This window comes from Pseudanabaena yagii GIHE-NHR1, assembly GCF_012863495.1.
Lineage (GTDB): Bacteria > Cyanobacteriota > Cyanobacteriia > Pseudanabaenales > Pseudanabaenaceae > Pseudanabaena > Pseudanabaena yagii.
Map to the genome: position 1 here is coordinate 687,229 of NZ_JAAVJL010000001.1, position 14,551 is coordinate 701,779.

Below are 14,551 nucleotides of genomic sequence, written 5' to 3' on the forward strand. Positions count from 1 at the left end.
TTACAACATAAGAGATAGCGATCGCCATTGTACTGTGAAGGAATACCGCTTTAAAGAGCGATCGCAACACTTCTTTAAATTCTCCCCCTAGAACTAAACTGATTTTGGGGGTGCAGCGATGCTGCACCCCCAAAATCGGTTGCACGACTTTAAGCTATTATTAGATATACAGGGGTAGGTGGGTATAGATTGTAGACATAAAGATTAAAGATTACCAAAATTTAATCGACTGGAATTAGTAAGAGCATTTTTCGTGGGAACCCCTCACTCAATATTCTAAAACTGAAACTTAAATGATTCCTGCACAAGAGCCACCTAATGAACTGGAGAGAGTCGCTGCTCTGCATCAGTGCAATATTTTAGATACCGAGCCAGAACAAGGCTTCGATGATATTACGCAATTGGCTGCTTATATTTGCCAAACACCAATCGCGCTGGTCAGTTTGATTGATAGCGATCGCCAATGGTTTAAATCCAAGGTTGGTCTTACTAACACTGAAACACCGAGAGAATTAGCTTTTTGTGCCCATGCAATTCTCCAAGATGGAATCTTTATTGTTTCAGACACCTTAAAGGATGACCGCTTTTCAGATAATCCTTTAGTTACCCATTACCCAAATATTCGTTTTTATGCAGGTGTTCCCATTAAAACAGCCGAAGGCTACCCATTGGGAACTTTATGTGTAATTGATAATCAACCTCGAAAATTAAAACAGGATCAAATTGCTGCCCTCAAGGCTCTAAGTGACCAAGTTAGCTATCTCATCGAAACTCGACGTAGCTTAAAGGAAGTTAATAACACATCCATATCCTCATCATCGATCAAAGCAAAATATCCTAAAGGCAAGTTTATTAAAAGAATTGCTTTTGGCATTGCGATCGCAGCATCTATGGTCATCGGCATGGGCATCATTTCCTATGTTAGTTTTAGCAAGCTCCAAGAGACAAACCAAGCTTTTTTACAGCAACAAGAATCTTTAGAGATAATTAGTCGTCCTATTGATCATCTGCGTGATTTAAAAGTTGCTTTAATGCAATATTTAATTTCAGGCAACCAAGAAAGCTTAGACAAGTATCAGGACTTAACTATTCAATTAAAACAAGAATTACAAACACTTCAGATAGTATCCTCTAGCAAAAGAAAATCCCAGACATCTTTATATAGTTCTCAAAATATTGATCGTCAAAAAGAAATAACTAATTTATTAATCAAATACATCCAAAAAGAACTCGTCAGTTCAGAGGAAGCTGTACTTTTATATCAAACTAGTGGCTTTAAAGAGACACAAAAACAACTATTTGACAAAATTAACCAAAACAATTTAGATCTTGCGGATGTTCAGTTGGATCACTTAATCAATCTTGAGAAGATGAATCTGGCAAATTGGCTCCAAAAAAAGCAAACTTCTATCACTTATGCAACAAGTATTTCTCTAATTACATTATTATCAACATTAAGTGTTCTAGGTATCCTATTTTATTCGATCTATCATGAAATTATTGCCCGTCGTCGCTTAGAAGCGAATCTTGCAAAAGAACGAGATTTTACAATTGCGGTGCTTGATACCGTAGGAGCATTAGTAATTGTTTTAGATCCCGACGGCAAAATCATTCGCTTTAACCGTGAATGTGAAAGAGTGACAGGATATCATTATGAAGAAGTTCGCCACCAAAGCTTCTACAAAATCTTCCTATTACCTGAAGATAGAGAATCAGTAAGAAATAAGATTACTCAATCTGTTCATCAGAATTTAGTTAATACCTATGAACAATATTGGAAGACTAAATCTGGAGAAAAAAGATTAATTTCATGGTCAACCACGAATTTGCTAAGCCCAGATCATGAAATTGATTTTATTATTGGTACAGGGCTAGACATCACCGATCGCAAGCAGGTAGAAGAAGAAATCAGAATGCAGAACTGGCGATCACTGGTTTTATCACAAATCACCTTACGCATTCGTCAATCACTGAATATTAATGAAATTTTAAATACAACTGTCAATGAAGTCAGACAATTCCTCAAAGCTGATCGGGTAGTTTTCTATCAATTTAATGGTGAGTGGGAAGGGACAGTTATCGCTGAATCGGTTGAATCACCTTGGATGCCATCAATGGGTATAGATGTCCAAGATCTATGTTTTCGTGAGGGACTATGGCAAAAATATCGAGAGGGAAATAAGGTTATCAATGATGATATTTCTAACTCAAATATGCCTGATTGTTATAAGGAATTAATGTCACAATTTCAAGTGAAGGCGAACTTAGTAGTTCCTATTCTTGAAAGTGAACAACTGTGGGGACTATTAATCGTTCATCAATGCAGTCATACCCGACATTGGCGCAACTTTGAAGTTGTATTTTTAAAAGAGCTAGCCGATCAAGTTGGTATCGCTATCTATCAAGCCACGCTCTTAGAACAAGAAACCAAACGTCGCGAACAGCTCTTTCAACAAAATATTGATTTACAAGAAGCTCGCAATGAGGCTGAAGTTGCTACGAAGATGAAAAGTGCCTTTTTAGCCACTATGAGCCATGAAATCCGTACTCCAATGAATGCCGTCTTAGGAATGACAGGTTTACTTGCCGATACTGCACTTTCTCCGTTACAAAAAGATTTTGTAGATACGATTCGGATTAGTGGCGAAAACTTATTAACACTGATCAATGAAATCCTTGATTTTTCTAAGCTTGAAGCTAATGAAATGGAATTAGAGGAAATCAATTTTGATCTTAATACATGTGTTGAGGAAGTCACAGATCTCCTAGCGATGCTAGCCCAAGCTAAGGGCTTAGAACTTGCTGCACTCATTCATAAAAATGTACCGCTGTATCTATGTGGTGATGTCACAAGGTTAAGACAGTTATTAACCAATTTAGTTAGTAATGCGATCAAATTTACAACTAAAGGGGAAGTGATTATTAAAGTTTCCCTAGTCGATGAAACGGACATAGATACTACTATTGAGTTTCGAGTTATTGATACAGGTATTGGCATCAGTGCTCCAGCACAGAAGAGGCTCTTTCAGCCATTTACGCAGGTTGATGCTTCGACGACACGCAAATATGGGGGCACAGGTTTAGGACTAGCAATCTGCAAACAAATTGTGGATTTGATGGGCGGAGAAATTGGGATTGATAGTGAGGAAGGCAAGGGTTCTCAATTTTGGTTTGTGGTTCCATTTACTAAGCAAACTGCTAGTGAGATCGCGGAACTAAAAACACGTCGTGAAACCAATCTCAAAGACATACGGGTGTTAGTGGTTGATGATAATGAAACCAACTGTAAAATTTTGACCTATCAGCTTACGGCTTGGCAAATGCGGGTTGATGCTGTCCAAAATGCAGTGGATGCGATCCCCGTCCTACACGCAGCAATTGCTGAAGGCGATCGCTATCAGTTAGCAATTCTCGATATGCAAATGCCTGAAATCGATGGGGAAATGCTAGGAGCGCAAATTAAAGCTGATCCCATTTTCAATTCCCTCAAGTTGATCATGCTGACATCGATCAATCAGAAAGTTGGCTTAAATTACATCAAGGGAATTGGATTTTCTGACTATTTAGTTAAACCCGTCAAACAATCTCGTTTACTTGATGCCTTAACCAAGGTAGTTGCAGCATCCCAGAATGAATTAGTTTACGATCCCATAGCAATTACCTCAACCGCAAGTCTGTATCCTGACAATGACAATCAAGCAATAAAGATGTCTAAGTTAAGGATTCTCATTGCCGAAGATAGTCAAATTAATCAAAAGGTTGCCTTGCATCAATTACATAGTATTGGCTATGAAGCGGATGTTGTGGGGAATGGAAAGGAAGTTCTAGATTTATTAGAACATATTCACTACGACGTTATTCTGATGGATTGCCAAATGCCAGAGCTAGATGGTTATGAAACAACGATCGCTATTCGCAATCTCAATTCAGACAAATCTAAGACAGTGATTATTGCGATGACTGCCAATGCAATGAAAGAGGATCGCGAACGTTGCCTCGCCTGTGGTATGGATGACTATCTCAGCAAACCCATCCGCAAAGAGGATCTCGCACAAAAGCTGTTAGAGTGGGAGATTAAGATTTTCGGACAGAATTTAATCATCTGTCCGCCTGAGAATATAATTCCAGAGAATCGCCATAGCCATAGTGAAGAGAGCCTTGCCATGCTTGCTAGCTTAGAAATTCCAGAGACTACACCTGAATCTTTGCCGTTAATTGACTGGACATATATTGATAGCATCGCTGAAGGTAGTGAAGAATTTAAGATAGAACTACTCGAAACTTTTTGCGAATCGATGTCCGAAAATTTAATAAAGCTCGAAAAGGCGATCGCTGATAGTAATTATCGCGAACTAGAAAAGGTTGCTCATTTCATTAAAGGTTCCTCTAGTAACTTAGGTATCCCTTCAATTGCTGAGATCTCTCACGAATTAGAACAAATGGGACGCAATCAACAATTGGATAACGCAACAATTCTATTTAACAGAATGCAAGATCTATTTGCTCAAATTCAAAAGATTTCTCTTACATAAAAAGATGAGTGGCGGCGCTTCGCGCCGCCACTCATCTTTAAAACCAAAGAAGCGCCGCATTGCGGCGCTTTTTATTAGGAATATATAGAGACTTAAAAAACCTGTTCAATTTCAGCAATATCAGGGATTTCTTCCTTCAATTTGCGCTCAATTCCCATTCTTAGAGTCATAGCAGAACTAGGACAAGATCCACAAGCACCTTGCAAGCGCAATCTCACAATTGGCCCTTCGATTTCGACAAGTTCCACATTGCCACCATCAGACATCAAATAGGGACGCAATTCATCAAGAACATTCTCAACATTATCTTTAGTTAAAGTCAAACTCATATTTTTACCCTTCTATATTTTCCTTTGTTTATCTGAAAACTAATAACTATGCTAATCGAATTAGCCGTGATTGTGAACATCAAGCCAATAGCTAACAGCTATTAGCTAGTTCCTGAATCAAATATCCACAACGATGTTCGCCATTGACCATCCAGTGAGTTCGCTCCACTGGACAATCAAGAACTGTAGCAAACATTTCTAATTCATGTCCGCAAACGCTGGGAAAAGATTCCGCCACATGGGCGATCGCGCAATTATATTCCGTAAAAATAAAACTTTGCTGGTCTTGACTATTCCCTTCTACGGGAAACCACTCCGTTACATAGCCTTCAGAACGGCGGATTTCGGCTAATTTCTCTAGTCTTTGTTTTAGCGAACCTCCTCCAAGTTGCGATTTATAATTTTGCGCCTTGCGTTGCCATTGCTTTTGCAACACCTCAGATACTTGCTCTTTGCCTAACGTATCGATCAGCGTATCTAAGAAATTTACGGCAAATTGGTTATAGCTATCGGGAAAGCGATCGCGTCCCGCCACCGTCAAAGCATAGATAAACTGCGGTCTGCCCATGCCCACCTGCTCAGCAGTGTGATAGATCAGCCCCTCAGCCTCCAAATCCTTTAAATGCTTCCGAATTGCTTGGGGGCTAATATCTAACCGATCTGCTAAATCTTGGGCGGTTACTTCGCCACGCTTTAGCAAATGCTGCAAAATATCTTGCTTAGTGTCATGTTTAGTTTCAGGCTTGGCATCGCTTTTATCCACGCTTTTATCCGACTTATGATCTAGTTGATCTAGCTTTAAGTCTGGCGTAATCATCTCAGCAACGCCGATGGGAGTTTTCATGAAATAAGCTCCTGATGGCAATTCGAGCAGTTGGTCATATAGGCAAAACCCAAGAGAAAGTTGTGATGCAAAGCATCGCAACTTTCTCTTGGGTTTTGCCTGATGTTAATGACCATAGTTAAGTGTTGAAGTTGTAAAGTTATAAAAAAATTGACTTTGACAACTTGTATGTTGCTAATGTACCGTACAATGAGTAAAGAAACAAGCAAGTTGTTTTAGTAAGAATATTTTCTATGCTACGCATAAAAAATATTCAAAAGTTAATCACTAGGAGCCTTAACTGACATGACTGCAACGGTTCAAGCACTTGTCAACCAACCATACAAATACGGATTTGTTACGTCTATTGAGTCGGACACGATTCCTCGCGGGCTTAGCGAAGATGTCGTCCGCATGATTTCGGCTAAGAAAAATGAGCCAGAATATATGCTGGAATTTCGCCTCAAAGCGTATCGCCAATGGTTAAAGATGCAAGAACCGACTTGGGCGCATGTGGACTATCCTGCGATCGATTATCAAGATATCGTTTACTATTCCGCCCCCAAGCAGTCCAAGAAAAAGGCAAGCCTCGATGAAGTCGATCCCGAATTGCTCGATACCTTTGAGAAATTAGGTATTTCTCTATCTGAGCAAAAGCGTCTCGCCAACGTTGCTGTCGATGCAATCTTTGACAGCGTTTCCGTGGCGACTACCTTTAAAAAAGATTTAGCCAAAGTCGGCGTAATTTTCTGCTCGATCTCCGAAGCAATGCATGAATACCCCGAACTAATCAAAAAATATTTAGGAAGCGTTGTCCCGATCGCTGATAACTACTTTTCTGCACTGAACGCCGCCGTATTTAGCGATGGTTCCTTCGTCTACATCCCCAAAGGCGTGAAATGCCCGATGGACTTGTCCACCTATTTCCGCATTAATAATGGCGATTCTGGACAGTTCGAGCGTACCCTCATCGTTGCTGAAGAAGGTAGCTATGTGAGCTATCTCGAAGGCTGTACTGCGCCAATGTTTGATACCAATCAACTGCACGCCGCAGTTGTGGAATTAGTCGCATTAGATGATGCCGAAATCAAATATTCCACCGTGCAGAACTGGTACGCTGGCGATAAAAATGGCAAGGGTGGAATCTATAACTTCGTAACCAAGCGTGGCTTGTGCCAAGGCAAGAACTCCAAAATCTCTTGGACACAAGTAGAAACTGGTTCGGCAATCACTTGGAAATATCCTAGCTGTGTCTTAGTCGGCGAAAATTCCGTTGGTGAGTTTTACTCGGTAGCGCTCACCAATAACAAGCAACAAGCTGATACTGGCTCTAAGATGGTGCATATCGGCAAAAATACCCGTAGCAAAATCGTTTCTAAAGGTATTTCCGCAGGTGGCTCCCAAAATAGCTATCGTGGCTTAGTGAAGATTTCCCCAAAAGCGGAAGGCGCGAGAAATTATTCTCAATGCGACTCAATGCTGATTGGTGATTGTTCACAGGCGAATACTTTCCCCTATATTCAAGTCCAAAATAATACCGCCAGAGTTGAGCATGAAGCCTCAACTTCTAAGATTGGTGAAGAACAACTCTTCTATTTCCAACAACGTGGTATCGCCGTAGAAGATGCAGTCTCCATGATTATTAGCGGCTTCTGTAAGGAAGTGTTTAACGCTTTGCCTATGGAATTTGCAGTTGAGGCAGATAAGCTCTTGGCTTTGAAGTTAGAAAATAGTGTTGGATAGTTTAGAGAGGTTAGCTATTAGCTATTAGTCTTTAGCTCTAGTAGATGTTTAGATACAGTAGATTAAAGCTAAAAGCTAACTGCTAACCGCTAATAGCCCAAAAATATGGAAGAACTCATAGAACTGCGATCGCTAATTCAGAGAGGAGATACCCAATCTGCTCTGATGCTGATCGATGAGCTAGAAGAGATGAGCAAAGACGACAAGATTAATAAGATCGAAAGTTATGCTGTGATTCTCTTGCTACATCTAATCAAGCAGTCTGCCGAAAAGCGTTCTACAAGTTCTTGGGATGTATCAATCAGTAATGCTATTTTCTCAATTCAACGTACTAACAAACGCCGTAAGGCTGGTGGCAATTATCTAAGCGATCGCGAACTTCAAGAAATTCTCGACGAGGCATATGATCGCGCTTTAGACAATGCCAGACTAGAGGCTTTTGGTGGTGCTTATGATGCGATCACCCTTGGTAAAATGGTAAATCAGTCGGAGATATTGAACCATGCCATGCAATTGTTAACAATAGTTTGAAGATTTTGACATAATTGTGATTACCTAATCAACACTGCTACAAAGGCAAAAAAAACTGGTAATGAGGCTGCTTGGAAAAGCTTTAGAAAATGCAATCTCACTATAAACTACGGGGAAAATATTTTTATTGAATTGACTTCTTAATTGTTTGTAAAAGAGTTTGCAGTTTTTTTGTTTCTCCTTGCTGATCATATAATTCAGCAGCTCCAGTTTAGTCATTGATTGCGCCCCGCTTGTCTAACAAACTAAACTTTGCTAATCCACGATAAAAGTAAGCATCAGCAAACTGAGGATAAAGTCGAATAGCTTCAGTGTAATCAAAAATTGCTCCATAAGTATCTTTTGTCTCAGCCTTTGCGATACCACGATTCAAGTAAACCATAAATGAATATTTAGGATTAAGACGAATGGTTTCATCCCAATCAGCTATAGCACCGTAATAGTCTCCTAATCTAGACTTTGCATTACCACGAGATTCATAAATACTTTCCATCACAGTATGTTTTGGCTTAAATCGAATAGCTTCAGTATAGTCAGCAATAGCTCCATAGTTGTCTTTTAAAGACCTACTTAGACCTCTTGCAAAGTAAGCGTCACCATATTTAGGGTTGATGCGAATGGCTTCAGTGTAGTCAGAAATCGCTCCATAGCTATCACCCAATATAGACTTGCTTAGACCTCGTCTGAAAAATGCCTCATAATATTTAGGATTGAGTCGAATAGCTTCGGTATAATCAGCAATAGCTTTATCGCCATACTTCATACTTGCCCTATCAAAGAACACTTTAGCTTCATTTATTTTGCTTATTGTCTGTGCCTCAACATATGGCGAAAATACAAATGATTTTTTTATATTATTGGAGACAAGAAAATCAATCCCTAGCGTCGTTAATAAGGAAATACTAAGCACTAAGATTTTTAATGATTTTGTATTTAAGATGGACTGATTCATAGATATATGCTTTCTAAGATATTGTTAATTATGGATAAATTCCTATATTTCAACAATTATAATACTAACTTTTTTTCTGGCTTATCACTTTTAAGACTAATAAAACAAGAAAAATAGGATAGATGATAACTTAGCTTAACTTATCAGTATACCCAACAAAAATTTACCTTAACTATGGAAAGACAGGAGGAAATCTGGCAAGCAATCGGTAGGATTACGATTAATTTTCCATTGCTAGAATGTGATAAATGCGCTCTAACCGTAATGCGTTGGCTCAAAAAGCGTGGTATCGAAGCAAAGATTCTTCGGTTACGAACCAAACGCCGTAGTGAAAATTTTATAACAAGCAATCGCTATGGATTAGAAGAATCAATAACCGAAAATGGGACTCATTATGGAGTAGAAGTCATGGGAAAAGTATTTGATAATTTGTCTGCTGAAGGCTTATCTCGTGAAGATTGGATAAAAGATTTTAGTTGTCTGAGTGGCTCTTTTATAGTCGATGAACTAACTACTTTGTAATATTTTTTGAGAGGTATAAAATGATTGGGTTATTTGAGCTTTTACAAAAAATTGAGAAGAACTCAGGAATGTATTTAGGTCGTCAATCCGTTAGCGATCTATTTATGTTTTTAGCTGGATATGAATTTGCGCGAAGTCAGATAAATGAAGAACTTACCCAAGAAGAAGAAGACTTTTATAACGAGTTTCAGCCTTGGCTACAGCAAAAACTAGGCGTAAGATCCGTTACCTCATGGGCAAAGCTAATTATGCTTTCCTGTCACGATGAAAAGACAGGGTTTGAAATGTTTTTTAAATTCCTGAGAGAGTTTCAAGTACGCGATCAGGTTAAAGAAGCAGTAACGGCTTAATTGCATTAAATAGAATTCACTAATCTTTATCTGTTATTAAAAGCTACTTGTAAAAGTCAGTAAAGACTATACTGTAAGGACATGACAGCTTAGTTAGGTAAAAATCTGATTGACTGACAAAAGTGGTAAGAGAAGTTGCGAGAAAGTATACAGAGATTGAATTTGAGTAAAAAAGAGGCGTATGCTGTTTTTTGAAGAAAAAGGAGCATAGGACAAATGACCCAAAACGCCTCACGTATCTATAATGAACTAATAAAATTCGGGAGTCAATACAGCCAGTGGTCAGATGTGCGCCATTTGGGAGTAATGGCGTGGATGATGGTGGGAATGATCGCCACAGGGAGTGTGAATTTAACGAAGTGGTTAAGCCATATCAACACAAAAGCATTGATCGCCCAAAGCACGCAAAGACAACTATCAAGATGGCTGAACAATCCGCGCATAAAATCCAGCTAAGCTATACAGTCCAGTAATCAAAGAGTTAATCGCTAAATGGAAAGAGCCAGAAATATATCTGAGTTTGATACCAGTCAACTGTGGGAAGAATACAGCATGATCCGATTGTGTGTAGTTCATCAGGGAAGAGCTTTACCGTTATGTTGGCGTGTAATCAAACATCGCAGTAGTAGTGTGGAGATGAGTAGCTATCAAGACATGCTCAAACGCGCATCGAAACTGTTGCCCGTGAATGTCAAAGTAGTTTTATTAGCAGACCGAGCATTTGCTAATCCAGAACTGGTGCGCTATGTGTGGGAATTAAAATGGCAATGTCGGATTCGGATCAAGGGTAATTTCTGGATATATGCCCCCAAGCATGGCTGGCAAACAGTCAAACAATTACATCTTCGTCTTGGTGAAGCTAAGTTGATCCACAATGTTAAAGTTCACAAAACTGAGTCCAAGCGTCTTACCGATGTGCATATTGCGGCGGCTTGGGAATCTGGGAGCCGAGAGTATTGGTATATTCTCAGTACTGAACCTACCACACTCCAAACTTTTTGGGAGTATGGTCTGAGATTCGATATTGAGGAGAATTTCTTGGATGATAAATCTAATGGCTTTGATTTAGAATCTTCGCGTTTACGTTCGGCTCCTGCCATTTCTCGCCTTTGTTTTGTGATAGCACTGACCACCTTGTTTTTAACGGCTCAAGGACTGGCGGTTGCTGATTCTGGCTATCGTCGTTTGGTTGATCCTCATTGGTTTCGTGGGCTTAGTTATCTCAAGATTGGCTGGAACTGGATTCACACCGCTATCACTAAAAACTGGGCTTTCTTGCCTTTCTACTCTTTTACTTCTTATCTTGACTCTCACCCTGCTATTGCTTCTCGTCGAAAACATCTTCAGAAATTATTCCGCATTGAGTTCTATGCTTCTACTCTCGACTATGCTTCATAGACTTTTGTCAGTCAATCAGGGTAAAAATAATCATGTTAGCCCTAAGTTATCCACATATCGAAAAAAGCGACAACCAACCCGCCAAACTGCAACGCTTACCACGCATTCGCGTAGCCCAAATTGTCATGGATTACCTCGCCTATGGTTGGTCAGTCGAAGAAATATGCCGTCAGCACCTTTACCTCACAGCCGCAGAAGCTCATGCAGCAATGGGTTATTACTTCGATCATCAAAAAGAAATTGACCAAGAAATCAAAGAAGAATGGGATCAAGTCCAAGGAAGTAGTAGCCAATCAGTGCGATCGCCCTTTTATATCAGGATGAAAGCTCAAGGAGTTCTGTAAATCAAGTGAACTGTTTATCAGAGATCGCGATCGCCAAAATTTGGTTTGCACATCCATGCCAAAGCATTTAGCAACCAATTCACAGGAGGAACGACATATTCTTCTAAATCTATGGTCAAGTTTTGTTCTTTCAATTGCAAAAATAGCCAGCGATTACCACTAGTCACACAGCCATAAATGACATCGATCGCATTTTCTCGACTCAAGTTAAACCTTTGTGCAGCAACCATTTCGGCAATACATTGACCTAAACCAGATTTCAAGTCATCCTTTTTCGCTTCCACGATCGCAACTACAGGCGCTTCTACAAAAAGTTGCTCGGTTGAACGACTAACCAAGAAGTCACAAACCCCATTTAAACCAATACTTTCATCAACATTAAACTCTTCTCCCGAAAAAAAGCTGATTTGACGATCAAGCTGTTTTCTCACTTCAAATAGAATGGGTGAAATAATTAACTCTGATCGGGCTTTTTCTGATCCCATAGCGATCGCTAGAGGAATACTTTCTTGTAAAAATTCAGTTAGGTTAGTGCTAGGAGTAATTACATCTAAATCAGGTAAAAATCTGACCCCTTCGATAAAATTGAGATTTAGTTCTTCCTTCGCTTTGCGTAACGTAAAAGCACTGTAAGACATAGTTTCTCACTCTTATTCTGTCAATATCTATCTACTACATAAGTATAGCGCTTTTGATTTTGCCTACGGCAAAATCAAAAGCGCAAACCCTTACTCTGATTGTTTTTTGTTTTGCAAATGAGTACACAGTCATACAAAACGCTATACAATATTAAGTAACTGTTAAAAGAAAAGAGATGATTGTCGAAAATAGTGAAGTAATTTTATCGGTCAAAGATTTGACTGCGGAAGTGGATGGAGTCCAGATTCTTAAAGGACTAAATCTAGAGATTAAAGCTGGAGAAGTCCATGCGATTATGGGACCCAATGGCTCTGGCAAAAGCACCTTCTCCAAAGTATTAGCGGGACATCCTGCCTATACCGTCACAGGTGGTGAGATTTGGTATAAGGGCAAAAATCTTTTAGATTTAGAACCTGAAATTAGATCTAGAGAAGGCATATTTTTAGCTTTTCAATATCCACTGGAAATTCCGGGGGTAACTAATTCTGATTTTTTGAGATTGTCCTATAACAATTTGCGAAAGCATAAGGGTTTAGAAGAATTAGATATTATTGATTTTGATGACTTCATTCAAGAAAAGTTAGAGATTGTGGAAATGAATCCATCATTCTTGAGCCGTAGCGTCAATGAAGGATTTTCGGGTGGTGAAAAGAAGCGCAATGAAATCTTGCAAATGGCAATTCTTGATCCGACTTTAGCAATTTTAGATGAGACAGATTCAGGGCTAGATATTGATGCTTTGCGGATTGTGGCGGGTGGTGTGAATAAGCTTTCCACACCTCATAATTCTTCTCTAGTGATTACCCACTATCAGCGATTGCTCAATTACATTATTCCTGACTTCATCCATGTGATGGAGAATGGCAAGATCATTCTCACGGGTGGTAAGGACTTGGCGCTAGAGCTAGAAGAGAAGGGCTATGACTGGCTCAAAGAAGAAGAGGCGGTGTTGGCATAATGGCTATTCAAGTTTCTGAACAATTGGAAGATCAAGCGGAATTTAAGGGTGCGTTAAGTACGCGCAGTAAGTTGGCTGTCAATAGCGAACAGTTTGTCGCTCAGGTTGTGGGTTTGCGCTCTGATATTGCCAGTCCTGATCAAGATACTAGTGATTTTGTGGGTAATCTGCGTCAGTTGGCTAGCGATCGCCTAGTAACCTTATCGTTCCCCACTACTAAAGATGAAGAATGGAAATATACCGATGTTTCCGCTTTGGGGAGTTTGACTTTTGCCAATCAACCTGAGATCGCTTCCCGTAGTGCTAATCTTGAAGCCCTAATCGCCAATAATATCGCGCCAGAATCTTTAGGTAATTGTCTGGTATTTGTGAATGGAAAGTATCGTAAGGACTTATCCGATACTAGCGATGTCACGGAAAGCTTGGTCATTGGCACATTAGAATCTCTAGGCGATCGCATTTTGCCGAAGTTGCGATCGCACCTCGCACAGCATCCCGATGCTAATGATTTTTTTGCGAGTCTCAATACCGCTTGCATGGAAGATGTGGCGATAATTCTCGCGCCGAAAAATTTGGTGGTTGAGAATCCTGTGCAATTGCTCTTTATCTCTGCTCCCCAATCAGGCAAAGCAACTTTAATCACCCAACCTCGTTGTTTGATCATCGCGGAAAGCCATAGCCAATTGACCTTTGTGCAAACCTTTGTGGGTGAGAATCATCACCTCTATTTCACTAATGCAGTAACGGAAGTTTGGCTAGCGGAAGGCGCTCAGGTCAATCACACCAAGGTGCAAAGACAGGGTAATCAGGCGATTCATATCAACACTACCGCGATCGCTCAAGCTCGCAATAGTGTCTATAAAAATCAAGCGATTAGCTTTGGCGCAAAGATTTCCCGTCAAAATTTGATTGTGCATCAAATGGCGGAACAAACGGAAACTTCGCTCACAGGTTTAGCTTTTATTGATGATGAACAATTAGCCGATACCCATTCTTGCATTGCCCATAATTATCCGCACGGATCGAGCAAGCAACTGCACAAATGTATTGCCGATGGACGTTCCCATGCGGTCTTTAATGGCAAGATTCAAGTCGCGAAGTTAGCCCAGCAAACAGATTCTGCCCAGCTAAGCCGAAATCTGTTGCTGTCGGGCAAGGCGCGAGTGGATACCAAACCGCAGTTAGAAATTTTTGCGGATAATGTCAAATGCGCTCACGGTGCAACGGTCAGCCAATTGGATGCCGAAGAAATCTTCTATCTCCAAAGTCGGGCGATCGATGCAGAGAGTGCGGCGAAACTTCTGACCTATGCCTTTGCAACGGAAGCAATTTCGCAAATTCCTGTCGTTTCAATCCAGCGATCGCTCAGTAATTTTGTTCTAGAAAAGACTAAATCTTAAGGTGCTTTCTAAAGAAAAAAGGCAGCAACG

Annotated in this window: 14 protein-coding genes; 10 read left to right on the top strand and 4 right to left on the bottom strand. The window is 40.0% G+C overall.

Annotated elements, in window-relative coordinates; translation table 11 throughout:
• Positions 1-293: 293 nt before the first annotated feature.
• On the top strand, positions 294-4,532 hold the full coding sequence (locus HC246_RS03365; protein ID WP_169362152.1) for a response regulator: 4,239 nt from the start codon (positions 294-296) through the stop codon (positions 4,530-4,532).
• Between the two features lie 92 nt (positions 4,533-4,624).
• Here the strand turns inward: HC246_RS03365 and HC246_RS03370 are convergent, their stop codons facing one another.
• The gene (locus HC246_RS03370; RefSeq protein WP_169362153.1) at positions 4,625-4,861 is read right to left on the bottom strand and encodes a NifU family protein; all 237 of its coding nucleotides are present in this window, start codon (positions 4,859-4,861) and stop codon (positions 4,625-4,627) included.
• Between the two features lie 91 nt (positions 4,862-4,952).
• The gene (gene sufR / locus HC246_RS03375) at positions 4,953-5,705 is read right to left on the bottom strand and encodes an iron-sulfur cluster biosynthesis transcriptional regulator SufR (RefSeq protein ID WP_169362154.1); all 753 of its coding nucleotides are present in this window, start codon (positions 5,703-5,705) and stop codon (positions 4,953-4,955) included.
• A 285-nt stretch (positions 5,706-5,990) separates the two neighbouring features.
• Here sufR and sufB point away from each other — a divergent pair, with 285 nt between their 5' ends.
• Complete coding sequence (gene sufB, locus HC246_RS03380; RefSeq protein ID WP_040688473.1) at positions 5,991-7,427, top strand: Fe-S cluster assembly protein SufB; 1,437 nt, start codon at positions 5,991-5,993, stop codon at positions 7,425-7,427.
• A 105-nt stretch (positions 7,428-7,532) separates the two neighbouring features.
• Positions 7,533-7,958: a DUF29 family protein gene (locus tag HC246_RS03385; protein WP_169362155.1), complete on the top strand. Its 426-nt coding sequence runs from the start codon at positions 7,533-7,535 to the stop codon at positions 7,956-7,958.
• Between the two features lie 211 nt (positions 7,959-8,169).
• On the opposite strand, the gene HC246_RS03390 is transcribed toward HC246_RS03385, so the two are convergent.
• A complete protein-coding gene (locus HC246_RS03390) occupies positions 8,170-8,910 on the bottom strand; it encodes a tetratricopeptide repeat protein (RefSeq protein ID WP_169362156.1) in 741 nt (246 codons plus the stop codon).
• 174 nt (positions 8,911-9,084) lie between these two features.
• Here HC246_RS03390 and HC246_RS03395 point away from each other — a divergent pair, with 174 nt between their 5' ends.
• The 5 genes from HC246_RS03395 (at position 9,085) to HC246_RS03415 (ending at position 11,524) form a co-directional block, all read left to right on the top strand.
• Positions 9,085-9,432, top strand: coding sequence for a papain fold toxin domain-containing protein (locus HC246_RS03395; RefSeq protein ID WP_169362157.1), 348 nt, complete (start codon positions 9,085-9,087; stop codon positions 9,430-9,432).
• A 20-nt stretch (positions 9,433-9,452) separates the two neighbouring features.
• Entirely contained in the window at positions 9,453-9,782 is a 330-nt protein-coding gene (locus HC246_RS03400; RefSeq protein ID WP_169362158.1) for a hypothetical protein, read from the top strand.
• A 216-nt stretch (positions 9,783-9,998) separates the two neighbouring features.
• Entirely contained in the window at positions 9,999-10,238 is a 240-nt protein-coding gene (locus HC246_RS03405) for a hypothetical protein (RefSeq protein ID WP_169362159.1), read from the top strand.
• 36 nt (positions 10,239-10,274) lie between these two features.
• A complete protein-coding gene (locus tag HC246_RS03410) occupies positions 10,275-11,180 on the top strand; it encodes a transposase (protein WP_169362160.1) in 906 nt (301 codons plus the stop codon).
• A 32-nt stretch (positions 11,181-11,212) separates the two neighbouring features.
• Positions 11,213-11,524, top strand: a complete 312-nt coding sequence (locus HC246_RS03415) for a DUF433 domain-containing protein (RefSeq protein WP_169362161.1) — start codon at positions 11,213-11,215, stop codon at positions 11,522-11,524.
• Between the two features lie 17 nt (positions 11,525-11,541).
• On the opposite strand, the gene HC246_RS03420 is transcribed toward HC246_RS03415, so the two are convergent.
• Complete coding sequence (locus HC246_RS03420) at positions 11,542-12,162, bottom strand: hypothetical protein (protein WP_169362162.1); 621 nt, start codon at positions 12,160-12,162, stop codon at positions 11,542-11,544.
• Between the two features lie 176 nt (positions 12,163-12,338).
• On the opposite strand from HC246_RS03420, the gene sufC reads away from it, so the two are divergent.
• Both sufC and sufD read left to right on the top strand, forming a co-directional pair.
• On the top strand, positions 12,339-13,121 hold the full coding sequence (gene sufC, locus HC246_RS03425) for a Fe-S cluster assembly ATPase SufC (protein WP_009627519.1): 783 nt from the start codon (positions 12,339-12,341) through the stop codon (positions 13,119-13,121).
• Positions 13,121-14,521 carry a Fe-S cluster assembly protein SufD gene (gene sufD, locus HC246_RS03430; RefSeq protein WP_169362163.1) on the top strand — a complete coding sequence of 467 codons (1,401 nt, stop codon included), beginning with the start codon at positions 13,121-13,123 and terminating at the stop codon, positions 14,519-14,521. The genes sufC and sufD overlap by 1 nt, the downstream gene beginning before the upstream one ends.
• The last annotated feature ends 30 nt before the right edge of the window (positions 14,522-14,551 follow it).

What these genes read in the sequence shown, in the direction of transcription:
- HC246_RS03370 (WP_169362153.1), bottom strand. Translation starts at nt 4,861, where the DNA reads ATGAGTTTGACTTTAACTAAAGATAATGTTGAGAATGTTCTTGATGAA.
- HC246_RS03405 (WP_169362159.1), top strand. Translation starts at nt 9,999, where the DNA reads ATGACCCAAAACGCCTCACGTATCTATAATGAACTAATAAAATTCGGG.
- HC246_RS03365 (WP_169362152.1), top strand. Translation starts at nt 294, where the DNA reads ATGATTCCTGCACAAGAGCCACCTAATGAACTGGAGAGAGTCGCTGCT.
- HC246_RS03415 (WP_169362161.1), top strand. Translation starts at nt 11,213, where the DNA reads ATGTTAGCCCTAAGTTATCCACATATCGAAAAAAGCGACAACCAACCC.
- sufD (WP_169362163.1), top strand. Translation starts at nt 13,121, where the DNA reads ATGGCTATTCAAGTTTCTGAACAATTGGAAGATCAAGCGGAATTTAAG.
- sufB (WP_040688473.1), top strand. Translation starts at nt 5,991, where the DNA reads ATGACTGCAACGGTTCAAGCACTTGTCAACCAACCATACAAATACGGA.
- HC246_RS03420 (WP_169362162.1), bottom strand. Translation starts at nt 12,162, where the DNA reads ATGTCTTACAGTGCTTTTACGTTACGCAAAGCGAAGGAAGAACTAAAT.
- sufR (WP_169362154.1), bottom strand. Translation starts at nt 5,705, where the DNA reads ATGAAAACTCCCATCGGCGTTGCTGAGATGATTACGCCAGACTTAAAG.
- sufC (WP_009627519.1), top strand. Translation starts at nt 12,339, where the DNA reads ATGATTGTCGAAAATAGTGAAGTAATTTTATCGGTCAAAGATTTGACT.
- HC246_RS03390 (WP_169362156.1), bottom strand. Translation starts at nt 8,910, where the DNA reads ATGAATCAGTCCATCTTAAATACAAAATCATTAAAAATCTTAGTGCTT.
- HC246_RS03400 (WP_169362158.1), top strand. Translation starts at nt 9,453, where the DNA reads ATGATTGGGTTATTTGAGCTTTTACAAAAAATTGAGAAGAACTCAGGA.
- HC246_RS03410 (WP_169362160.1), top strand. Translation starts at nt 10,275, where the DNA reads ATGGAAAGAGCCAGAAATATATCTGAGTTTGATACCAGTCAACTGTGG.
- HC246_RS03395 (WP_169362157.1), top strand. Translation starts at nt 9,085, where the DNA reads ATGGAAAGACAGGAGGAAATCTGGCAAGCAATCGGTAGGATTACGATT.
- HC246_RS03385 (WP_169362155.1), top strand. Translation starts at nt 7,533, where the DNA reads ATGGAAGAACTCATAGAACTGCGATCGCTAATTCAGAGAGGAGATACC.